General features: G+C 53.8%; 10 protein-coding genes. 5 read left to right on the forward strand and 5 right to left on the reverse strand.

Features of this window, described 5'->3' with window-relative positions; translation table 11 throughout:
* The first annotated feature begins 228 nt into the window (after nt 1-228).
* The 5 genes from HNQ92_RS21585 to HNQ92_RS21605 all read left to right on the forward strand — a co-directional run bounded on the left by HNQ92_RS21585 (nt 229) and on the right by HNQ92_RS21605 (nt 3,400).
* Entirely contained in the window at nt 229-783 is a 555-nt protein-coding gene (locus HNQ92_RS21585) for an alpha/beta fold hydrolase (RefSeq protein ID WP_184177243.1), read from the forward strand.
* Between the two features lie 495 nt (nt 784-1,278).
* Nucleotides 1,279-1,647 (forward strand): hypothetical protein, encoded by a 369-nt coding sequence (locus tag HNQ92_RS21590; RefSeq protein WP_184177245.1) that lies wholly within the window; start codon nt 1,279-1,281, stop codon nt 1,645-1,647.
* Nucleotides 1,648-1,744: 97 nt separating this feature from the next.
* On the forward strand, nt 1,745-2,197 hold the full coding sequence (gene dtd / locus HNQ92_RS21595; RefSeq protein WP_184177247.1) for a D-aminoacyl-tRNA deacylase: 453 nt from the start codon (nt 1,745-1,747) through the stop codon (nt 2,195-2,197).
* A gap of 26 nt (nt 2,198-2,223) precedes the next feature.
* Nucleotides 2,224-2,550 (forward strand): nucleotide pyrophosphohydrolase, encoded by a 327-nt coding sequence (locus HNQ92_RS21600; protein WP_184177604.1) that lies wholly within the window; start codon nt 2,224-2,226, stop codon nt 2,548-2,550.
* Between the two features lie 19 nt (nt 2,551-2,569).
* Nucleotides 2,570-3,400, forward strand: coding sequence for a mechanosensitive ion channel family protein (locus tag HNQ92_RS21605; RefSeq protein WP_184177249.1), 831 nt, complete (start codon nt 2,570-2,572; stop codon nt 3,398-3,400).
* Between the two features lie 12 nt (nt 3,401-3,412).
* Here HNQ92_RS21605 and HNQ92_RS21610 read toward each other — a convergent pair whose 3' ends face one another.
* The 5 genes from HNQ92_RS21610 to HNQ92_RS21630 form a co-directional block, all read right to left on the reverse strand.
* Nucleotides 3,413-4,210, reverse strand: a complete 798-nt coding sequence (locus tag HNQ92_RS21610; RefSeq protein WP_184177251.1) for a hypothetical protein — start codon at nt 4,208-4,210, stop codon at nt 3,413-3,415.
* A 151-nt stretch (nt 4,211-4,361) separates the two neighbouring features.
* Nucleotides 4,362-5,969 (reverse strand): 2-oxoglutarate dehydrogenase complex dihydrolipoyllysine-residue succinyltransferase, encoded by a 1,608-nt coding sequence (gene odhB / locus HNQ92_RS21615; RefSeq protein ID WP_184177253.1) that lies wholly within the window; start codon nt 5,967-5,969, stop codon nt 4,362-4,364.
* Between the two features lie 69 nt (nt 5,970-6,038).
* Nucleotides 6,039-8,798 (reverse strand): 2-oxoglutarate dehydrogenase E1 component, encoded by a 2,760-nt coding sequence (locus HNQ92_RS21620; RefSeq protein ID WP_184177256.1) that lies wholly within the window; start codon nt 8,796-8,798, stop codon nt 6,039-6,041.
* Nucleotides 8,799-8,917: 119 nt separating this feature from the next.
* Nucleotides 8,918-9,814, reverse strand: coding sequence for a PorP/SprF family type IX secretion system membrane protein (locus HNQ92_RS21625; RefSeq protein WP_184177258.1), 897 nt, complete (start codon nt 9,812-9,814; stop codon nt 8,918-8,920).
* Nucleotides 9,815-9,952: 138 nt separating this feature from the next.
* Nucleotides 9,953-10,957, reverse strand: coding sequence for a PorP/SprF family type IX secretion system membrane protein (locus tag HNQ92_RS21630; protein ID WP_184177260.1), 1,005 nt, complete (start codon nt 10,955-10,957; stop codon nt 9,953-9,955).
* Between the last annotated feature and the right edge of the window lie 3 nt (nt 10,958-10,960).

Genomic DNA, 10,960 nt, shown 5'->3' on the forward strand with positions numbered 1-10,960 from the left:
TACCAAGAAAGCACTGTGATAGTAGATTATTCAAAGAATATTAACTTGTACCAATTTGTAGAATCCGACTCCAAGAAATAGGGGGTTAGACCATGGGAAGAAGATTCATATAGAATTTGTAATTAAAATTGCGTAGAGAAAAAAGTTTTTCGTTTAATAATTAAGTAAAAGTCAATTAACTAAGTACCTATTTAAATCTACTTTTTACTAATGTAGCAAACTTCCACAATGAACAAGCAGGTGATATTCATACATGGGGCCGGTGAAGGTGCGTATCAAGAAGATGCTTTACTGGCAAAAAGTCTGCAAAAAGAGCTTGGCCCGGACTACGACGTTCGTTACCTGGAGATGCCGGATGAAGACAATGCTCCCTATGATGCATGGAAGCAAATAATAGAGAACGAGCTACATCAACTCCAAAAGCCGGTTGTTTTTGTTGGGCATTCAGTCGGTGCCTCTCACCTGGCTAAAATCCTCACCGAAATCGAGGCACCTACCCCAATCACCGGCGTTTTCCTGCTCAATGCTCCTTTTTGGGGCGGTGAAGGTTGGCTGTACGAAGGGTACAAGGAGCTGGAGTTGCCAAAGGATATAGCTTCAAAACTCCCAAAAGAGGCGCGGGTATTTCTTTACCATACCCACGATGATGAAGTAGTTCCTTTTGATCATATGGCGCTCTATGCGAAGCTTCTACCCCAAGCGACGAGGCGGGAAATCGATCAGGGAGGCCACCAGCTGAATTACGACTTAGCACCCGTAGCAGCGGATATCAAGGTACTTTAAAACGAATAGGGACCCTGCCAGCAAGGGGGAAGCTAATGAAGCGCTTTGAATGATGCGGCCGTTAGGCATGCAGCCGATCGCCTTGACGAGCTTTCCAGAAAACTTTTTGGTGGGGTGTTATTATTGAAGCGTGAATTAGGTGGTAATGTACCTGCTGGTTTTTTGCTGTCCCGAAATGAAAACAAGATTTTCGCAGCACTTGGGTCTTTATAGGGCCACTTACGGATTTATAAAGTACTTTGTGCGGCATTTAGCAAGATTCCGGAGGAATCCCACGTGTATAGCCAAAAGTCGAGCTATACCTTTATCTGATTCCAGCGGAATCAACGGCTTTACTTATTAATTTTTACTCGTCTATTCGTATAATTCACGTTATCTTTAGCTTCTTTTGGGTTGACAATAAATAAGGAAAAGAAGCCTAATCACGCATACGCAAACCCCACGAAGGAACGATTTTTTTCAGCATAAAGTACCTAAAATGACCCCTGACACAGCATGAAGTATTGTCTGGAATGCGGAAGTACCATAATGGGCAGAGCCGACAAGAAGTTCTGCTCGGATATGTGCCGCAACGCCTACAACAACAAGATCAATTCCTACAGCTACAACGTAGTGCGGAATACCAACAACCAGCTCCGCCGCAACCGCCGGATCCTGGAAGAGCTCTGCCCGGACGACAAAGCCAAAACGACCAAAAATACCTTGCTGGCCAAGGGCTTTGACTTTACGCTCCTGACCAGCGTGCGCCCTACCCAGAAGGGAAACGTATATTACTTCGTGTACGACTACGGGTACCTGGAGCTCGACAACGATTTTTACCTGATCGTGAAAGACACCCGCACCCGGCCCGAGCGGGACGTGTGAGGTACCTTGGGGCGGGTAGGTACCTGACCGAGGATAGGTACTTATTGCGCGGCTATGCCTATTTTTACCCGTCGAACCAAACTACCCCCTCTCCCCTATGCTAGCCGTGATTCAGCGCGTCAGCGAAGCGTCCGTGTCCATCCAAGGTCAGGTAAAAGCCCGCATTGGAACGGGTTTTTTAGTGCTGCTGGGCATTACCCACACCGACACCCCTGAAGACCTGACCTGGCTGGGGCGCAAGATCGTAGGCCTGCGGGTATTTAGCGACGCCGGAGGCAAAATGAACCTGGACCTGAAAGCCGTTGACGGGACGATCTTGCTGATCAGTCAGTTTACGCTCCATGCCAGTACCAAAAAAGGAAACCGGCCTTCGTTCATCGAGGCGGCCCGGCCCGAGGTAGCTATTCCGCTCTACGAGCAGATGATCCAATTCCTGGAGCAGGAGCTGGGCAAGCCCATCGAGACCGGTACCTTCGGGGCCGACATGCAGGTGCAGCTCCTCAACGACGGCCCCGTGACGCTAATTATTGACTCAAAAAACCGCGTATGAACCCAAGTACCCCTAACTACCCCCCCATGACCCTCGAAGACGCGCAGCAACAAGTAGACCAGTGGATAAAGACCTACGGCGTAAGGTACTTTTCGGAACTGACCAACCTGGCCATCCTTACCGAGGAGGTAGGCGAACTGGCCCGGATCATGGCACGTACCTACGGCGACCAGTCGTTTAAAAAATCGGATCTCGGCAAGGACCTGGGCGACGAAATGGCCGACGTGCTGTGGGTACTTCTGTGCCTGGCCAACCAGACGGGCGTGGACCTGGCCGAGGCCTTCCAGAAAAACCTGGAGAAGAAAACCCAGCGCGACCAGAACCGGCACAAAGAAAATCCTAAATTACAGTAAGACCTTTCCTAAAGTACCCATGCAGAGACTCATCAACGGCTTTTGGAGCGCCATGCGGGAGCATTACCAGAACTTCCTGCATTTGCTTCCCCAGATCATGCTCGCACTTTTGGTGTTTATACTCACCCTGGGCCTGGCGATATTCATCAAGCGCTGGCTACAGCCGCGCATTCTCACCCAAACCAAAGATACGCTCCTGACGGGCTTTCTGGCCCAACTGGGGTACTGGATCATCATGATGATCGGGATCTCGATGGCACTGGGCTTTTTGGGCTTCGACGGCGTGGTTTCGAAGCTGCTGGCCGGGGCGGGACTATCGGCTTTTATTTTGGGCTTTGCCCTGAAAGACATCGGCGAGAACTTCCTGGCGGGCATTTTGCTGGCCTTTCAGCGGCCGTTTCGCATCGGCGACCGCGTGGAGAGCAACGGCATCAACGGCCACGTGACCAGCGTAACGCTGCGCGAGACGATCATCAAAACCCTGGACGGCAAGGACGTATACATGCCCAACGGCCTGCTGATCAAAAGTCCGCTGATCAACTACTCGGTCGATGGGTACCTGCGAATTGACTTTACACTCTGCTTGGCCTGCAAAACGGACCTTCCGCAGGCCGTGGCCCTCATGCTCCGGGCGCTGAACGGCGTTCCGGATATTTTACAGGAAGAAAACCGGAAACCGGAAGTAGGGATTACGGGCATCGGGGCCGACGTGGTTCAAGTGAAGTCGACCTTCTGGATTCACAGCTTCAACCCGGACGCCGACGGGGTCAAAGTCAAGAATCAGGCCATTCAGGCGGTGGTGGGGGTACTTACCAAAGCGGGTTACGAGATTTCCAGCGAAGTACCTTAGGGGTACTTGCCTTTACAAACACTCGTACTCGAAGCGGTAGGCCTGCGTAGCGGGAACACCCGACGGCCCAAAGATAGATACGCTGGCCTGTACCGGCATGTCTTTTTCGTTGTACTGGTAGGTGACGATGCCCGTCTGGGCCACGATGCCACCCGTACCGAAAAACTTGAAACTACCGGGATTCTGGGCGCTCGTGCCGCCTCCGATGATGAGGTTGATCAGGCGGGGGCCTTCGCTGTAATAGTACAGATTCCGCTTGTCGTCGTAGTTGGCGTACTCAGCCGTGAGCTGCTCCGGCGTACTTCCGGCTTTGATGTACCAGCGGGTCACGTTGCCGCGGTCGTCGTACTCGTAGCGCCAGTAGCTATCGGCCCAGTCGTACTGCACCACGTTGCCGCGGTCGTCGTATTGCAGGGCGTAGCTTTGCACGAAGCGCGGCCCGGAGTTCTGAATGAGGCTTTGCACAATGCCCTCGGCCCGATCCTGGGTGGAATTAAAAATCTCGTACTGAAAATTCTGGTAGGGAGGCAGCAGGTTGGTTTCGCGGAAGAGCTTCACGAACCCATTTGCATCGTACTCGAAGGTGTACCTTTTTTCCAGCTTGCCTTCGCCGCCCGTTTGGTACTGCTGAATCCGAAAAAGGCTTTTATCCTCGTTGTATTCGTACCGGCGGTAGAGCCTGCCGTCGATGGTCTCGAGCATCATCAAACAGCCCTCTACCTGCGGGTTGGGGCCGTCTTCTTTCTTCCTTTTACAATCCAATACTAGGATTGCCAGCAGCAGACTCAAAAAAACCAAGCTCTTCTTCATGGTGCTTTTTTTCGAAATAGTGTGCAAGAATAATGCCGAATTTACGATAATTCGACGCAAAAAGCCAGCGTCCAGGCCGTAGGTACTTTATAAAAAAAGGAAGCCCGCAGCGCAGGCCGGGGCTTCCTTTGGAGCACTATATGCAGAAAAATTATATTTCCAGCAGCAAACGAGCCGGGTCTTCCAGGAGCTGTTTGACGCGCACCAGGAAGCTAACCGAATCGCGGCCGTCGATGGTACGGTGGTCGTAGGAAAGCGCCACGTACATGATGGGCCGGATCACGATCTCGCCGTTGACTACCACGGGCCGCTCCACGATGTTGTGCATACCCAGAATGGCCGACTGCGGTGCGTTGATGATCGGCGTAGAAAGCATGGACCCGAAAATACCGCCGTTGGTAATCGTGAAAGTACCTCCGGACATTTCGTCCAAGCCTAATTTGCCGTCCCGGGCACGCTTGGCCAGGCGGATAATCTCTTTTTCGATTTCGGCAAAAGACAGCTTCTCGGCACCGCGAATCACCGGTACTACCAGGCCGCGGTCGGTGGATACGGCAATGGAAACATCACAGCTGTCGTTATAGACCACGTCGTCGCCGTCGATGTAGGCGTTTACGACGGGGAAGTCCTGCAAGGCTACACAGATGGCTTTGGTAAAGAACGACATAAAGCCCAGGCCTACTTCGTGCTTTTCCTTAAACTTATCTTTGTACTTGCCGCGCAGATCCATGATCGGCTTCATGTCTACCTCGTTAAAGGTAGTAAGCATGGCCGTTTCGTTTTTCACGGCTACCAGGCGGCGGGCAATGGTACGCCGCAACGACGACATTTTTTCGCGGCGCTGTCCGGGACGTTCCGTTCCGGCAGCCGAAGGTTTTGCGGCGGGAGAAGCCGTTTTGGCCGGAGTCGCGTCGCCGGGCTTTCCGGGTTCAGCGGCAGGCTTGGTGGCGGCTTTTTCGGCTTTCAGTGCATCTTCTTTGGTGATTTTTCCGCCGGAGCCGGTTCCGCTCACGTCTTTGGGATCGATGCCCTTTTCGGCCAGGATTTTAGCCGCTACCGGGGAGGCATGCCCCACGGCAAATCCTTTCTCTGCATCCGCTTCGGCGGTCTCATCCGAAGAGGTAGGAGCGGGAGCCGCCGGAGCGGCGGTACTTCCTTCACCGGCTTCGATGCGGCAAATAACGTCCCCAATGGCGAGGGTTTCGCCTTCGGCCGCTACAATCCGCAGAATTCCGGCGGCTTCCGAAGGTAGTTCGAAGGTAGCCTTGTCGGATTCCAGTTCGCAAAGAATTTCGTCCATCTCTACCCGGTCGCCGTCTTTTTTACTCCAGGAGGCAATCGTTACTTCGGTAATGGACTCCCCTACCGTCGGGACGGTCATTTCTACCACTTTGGCCGGAGCGCTGGCGGCCGGAGCCGGTTCCTGCTTCGCTACCGGCGCGGGCTCTTCCTGTTTTTCAACGGGAGCGGGCTTGGTGGCTTCAGCCGCCGGAGCGGCCGAGCCGTTATCAGAAGTACCGGCGGCCGTATCGATGGTCGCAATCAGATCCCCGATGGCCAGGGTATCCCCTTCTTCGGCTTTTATATGAAGTACCCCTTCGGCTTCGGCGGTGAGCTCAAAGGTAGCCTTGTCAGAATCCAGCCCGCAGATTACCTCGTCCATCTTGACGTAGTCCCCTTCGTTCTTAAACCAGTTGCCTACGGTAACTTCGGTAATGGATTCGCCCACGGGCGGTATTTTTATTTCTATCTCAGCCATGTTATTTATCTACTCGCTTATGAAGATTAAGTGGTCAATGTACAGTCTAGGAGCTTCCTTCCGTCAGGCTTATTCAAAAGCCCGCTGGATGATTTCGGCTTGTTCCTGCGCGTGAATTTTGGAAAATCCAGTGGATGGCGAAGCGCTGGAACGCCGCGCAATTACTTCCAATGGCTGCTCGGAATACATCCGAAGCAGGAACGTCCAACCTCCCATGTTGAAAGGCTCTTCCTGCACCCAATATACTTTTGCCTTCTTATATTGGCCAATCAACGCGTTGAGCTGGTTTTTCGGGAAAGGATGCATTTGCTCCACCCGGATGATTGCCACGTCGGTACGCTGGTCGGCCTGCTGCTTTTCAAACAGCTCGTAGTAGATCTTCCCGGTACACAGCAGTACTTTTTTGACCTTCTTGGGATCAGCGTAGGTATCCCCGATGGTTTCCTGAAAACGTCCCTGGGCCAGATCATCCAATGGCGATACGCAGAGCGGATGCCGGAGCATGGACTTAGGCGACATGATGATCAGCGGCTTGCGGAACGGAAAGCTGAGCTGCCGCCGCAAGATGTGGAAGAAGTTGGCCGGCGTAGTGACGTTGGCCACAATGACGTTGTTGTTGGCCGAGAGCTGTAGGTACCTTTCCGGGCGCGCGTTGGAGTGCTCTGGTCCCTGGCCTTCGTAGCCGTGGGGCAGCAGCATCACCAGCCCCGTCCAGCGGTCCCACTTGGTTTCGCTGGAGGTAATGAACTGATCGATCATGACCTGGGCACCGTTGGCGAAGTCGCCGAACTGCGCCTCCCAAATCACCAGCGCGTTGGGGTTGGCCATGGAGTAGCCAAACTCAAAGCCAAGTACCCCGTACTCGGAAAGTAACGAGTTATAAATCATGAACCGGCCCTGCTGCTCCTGAATGTGATCCAGGTTGCTGTAGGGCTCGTTGGTTTCGGCGTCGTGCAGTACGGCGTGCCGGTGCGAGAAAGTACCCCGCTGCACATCCTGCCCACTTAGGCGCACTACGTTGCCTTCGGCCAGGATCGAGCCGTAGGCCAATAGCTCGGCGGTAGCCCAGTTGACTTCCTTCTTCTCAAAGATCATCTTGTTCCGATCCTTGAGCAGCTTGTCGATCTGCTTGAGTGCTTTGAAGCCTTCCGGTACCTGCACCAACGACTGCCCGATGCGCTCAAGTACCTCGGTGGAAACGCCGGTTTCCGGCGACTGTTCAAAATCTTCGGGGGTAGCGTACTTCAGAGCCGTCCATTCCTTTTCGAGCTTTGGCATGGCGTAGGGAAGCGTTTTCTGCTTCACCATATCCAGCCGCTCCTGCAGCAGAGCCTTAAACTCCTTGTCCATGCTTTCGGCCAGGGCTGCATCCACGTCGCCGCGTTCTACGAGCCGCTTTTGGTACAGCTCGCGGGGGTTAGGGTGGTTCTCAATGTACTTATAAAGTACCGGCTGCGTAAACTTCGGCTCGTCGGCTTCGTTGTGGCCGTGGCGGCGGTAGCACACCATGTCCACAAAGATATCTTTGTTAAATTTCTGGCGGTATTCCACGGCCAGGCGCATGCAGTACACCACCGCCTCGGGATCGTCCCCGTTGACGTGCAGTACCGGCGCATCCACGATTTTGGCCACGTCGGTGCAGTAGATGCTGGAGCGCGCGTCGTCGAAGTCGGTGGTAAAACCTACCTGGTTGTTAATGACAAAATGGATGGTACCTCCGGTGTAGTAGCCTTCCAGGCCCGACATCTGCGTGACTTCGTAGACGATCCCCTGGCCCGCCAGGGCGGCGTCGCCGTGGATCAGCACGGGAAGTACCCGGTCGTAGTCGCTCTCGTACATGCTGTCGGCGCGGGCGCGAATCACTCCCTCCACCACCGGATTGACGGCCTCGAGGTGCGAGGGGTTGGGGGCCAGCTTGAGGTACATTTTCTCACCGGAAGGTAGTTCGATCTGACTCGAAAAGCCCATGTGGTACTTTACGTCGCCGTCACCCCAGACCTGGTCGGGCAGGTTGCCTTCAAACTCATTGAAGATCTGCTCGTAGGTTTTGCGCATGACGTTGGCCAGTACGTTGAGCCGTCCGCGGTGCGCCATCCCGATCATCACCTCCACGACTCCCAGCTCTCCGGCCCGGTTGATCATCGCATCCAACGCGGGGATGGTCGTTTCGCCCCCTTCGAGCGAAAAACGCTTTTGGCCGAGGTACTTGGTATGCAGGAAATTCTCGAACACGACGGCCTCATTGAGCTTGGAAAGAATGTGCTTCTTTTCCTCGGTCGAGAACTTCATGTCCAGGGCTTCTTTTTCAATCTTCTCCCGCAGCCAGCTTTTTTGCTCGCGGTCGCGGATGTAGAGGTACTCGAACCCTATATCGCCGGTATAGATTTTTTTAAGCGCGTCAACGATCTCCCGGAGCTTGGCCGGACGGCCAAACACCTCCACGCCCGCTTCAAAAACGGTGTCCAGGTCGGCCTCTGAGAGGTGGAAATCGGCCAGATCCAGGCGTGGTTTGCGGTCCCGACGCTCCCGGATGGGGTTGGTCGTAGCCAGCAAATGCCCCCGTGACCGGTAGCCCCGAATGAGGTGCACTACCTCCATTTCCTTGCGGATCAGGGAGATATCGGCTTTACCTTCAACCGGAGCGGCTTTGGCGGCTACGCCATTTACTCCGTTGGGGTGTCCATTGAGCGGATATTTTTGAGAAAATTCAAAACCTTCAAAAAACGTACGCCACCCTTCCTCAACCGAGGAGGGGTCTTGCTTATAAGAATTGTATAATTCTTCTATATAAGCGCTTCCAGAATTAGCTATGTATGAATATTTGTCCATCACAAATGTGATTTTTCTATTTGGTTGGCAAAGTTACGAGATGTTATTAAAACAAAACACAAAAAAAGTCCTTTCTTAAAAGGATACCTTCTCTACTAACGCTTTGTTTGGCCATTGGTTCAGTTTGTGTGAAAAGCCGTGGGGCTAGGCACGAATTTCAGCATGAGCTCGTGGATACCCAGGGGGGCGTTGGGATTCAGATTAAAAGCACCCTCGATGGGCTTGGAATTGAACAAGTACCCCAACCGGATATTTTTGGATACCTGTGCCTCGGCCGATAGCTGAAAGTACGGACTCTGGACAATTCGATACGAAGCACCCACCCCGATTTTTTCGTCGTACCACAGCCGGGTACCCAGGTCGACCCGTAGTTTTTGTTTGCTTTCCTGCACCACCAAAGCGTAGGGGTGCAGCTGCCATTCTTCCGCGAGGGCGTAGCTGCCTCCAACCATGACGTAAAGCGGGGTACGGTAAGCCAGCGGGATGGTGCGCTGCCCAAAGCCTTTGTTGAGCAGCTCGGGTTTGGAAACACCGACGTAGAAATGCTCCGACCGCAGCCAGGCTCCTACTCCCAGGCTGCCCAGGGCGCGGTTGAGGGAGGTATTGGTCGAAGGATCGTAGACGGGTAGCACGTTGATGCCGCCCTGCGCACCCAAGGATAGCTTCCAGGTACCCCAGGGCGTAAAATGGTAGGCCGTGGAGCCGTAAATACCCGTGGTACCGTAGGGGCTCATGCGGTCGTTGAGGGCCTGTAGCCCCAGCCCCAACCGACCGTTGGCGAGGGTACCGTCCATGGCGAACGACTGCGTAATGGGGAAGTTGGGCAGCGAGAACCAGCGCCGCCGCAGCAGCAGCGTCATATTGAAGTCTTCCCGAACGCCCGTAAAGGCCGGGTTGATGGCCATGGGATTTTGTAAGTACTGCTCGTAAAGTACCTCTCGCTGGGCAAAAAGTACCGTGGGCAGGAGCGCCATGATCAGGCTGGCTGCGAGGGTTATTCTAAACGCTTTTCTCATTCGTCCGGATTTATTCGTAGTCAATGGTAGTAATCCTTGGTGTTACAAGCAAAAAAAGGGCAGAGAAATTTCTCCGCCCTTTTTTTGAATGCCTGGTAGCTCGTATCAATCAGATCATATGCTAAACTCTTAATTGGATCAGAAGTACCTTGGTGTCAGGATTTTGCTTTGGCCAAACCCGAACTCATAACGAAGCATGATTTCGTGGCTACCCGAGTTGATGCTGAGGTTGCTTTGACGCAAGCCGTTGAGCATCATGTCGTAGGCGTAGCCCAGGCGAATTTGGTCGGTGAGCTGTACTTCCACGAGCCCTACCACGGCGTCGCTGGTGTAAACGCTGGTACCCGCGCTGTTGTTGAGGGTACTCCACTGGTTTTTCCGGTACGAAGTACCCACGGCCACGCGGTCGTTGATCCAGAGGTTCAGGTTACCGTCGAAGGCCAGCGGTGCGCCATTGGAGTACTTAAGAAGCATGGACGGCTTCAGCTTTAGGGTACTTCCCAGCCCAATCACGAAACCGCTCATGAAGTAGGCGTGGCGGCGCTGCTTGGCACGGTTCTCGCCGGTATTGTAGTCGCTTAGGTTGTTGGCAATCAGCTGAGGTACCGACACACCCAGGTAGGACTTATCGTTGCTGATGTAAATACCGGTACCGAAGTTGGGCAGTATTTTGGAAATATTCGTCGTAGCTGCCGGATCAAAACTGCCCCCCGGTGTAAAGCGCGCTTCCGACAGATCCCAGCGAAAACTCACCGCTCCGGCCTGCAAGCCCAGGGCCAGCGTAGAGCGCTCACCTACCTTGATGCGGAACGCGTAGGTAGCAAAAACGCCCGTTTCGTTTTGCAAGCCGATCTGATCGTTGTAGGCCTGAAGCCCCAGCCCTACGCGTTCCTTATTGATGGGGGCGTCCAGCGTGAACGTCATGGTTTTCGGGGCACCGTCTACGTTCACCCATTGGTTTCGGTAGAGGCCCGTAGCACTCAGTACGTCGCGGCTTCCGGCGTAGGCCGGATTGAGCGCCATCATGTTGAACATGTACTGCGAGTACATTTTGTCCTGCTGAGCCTGGACTTGGGTGCCGCCGACCACAAGGGTCAGCAGCACGAAGAAAGCCCAATTTTTGATCTTAGAGTACTGTAACATAGT

It is taken from the genome of Rhabdobacter roseus, assembly GCF_014202275.1.
In the GTDB taxonomy this organism is placed as follows: domain Bacteria; phylum Bacteroidota; class Bacteroidia; order Cytophagales; family Spirosomataceae; genus Rhabdobacter; species Rhabdobacter roseus.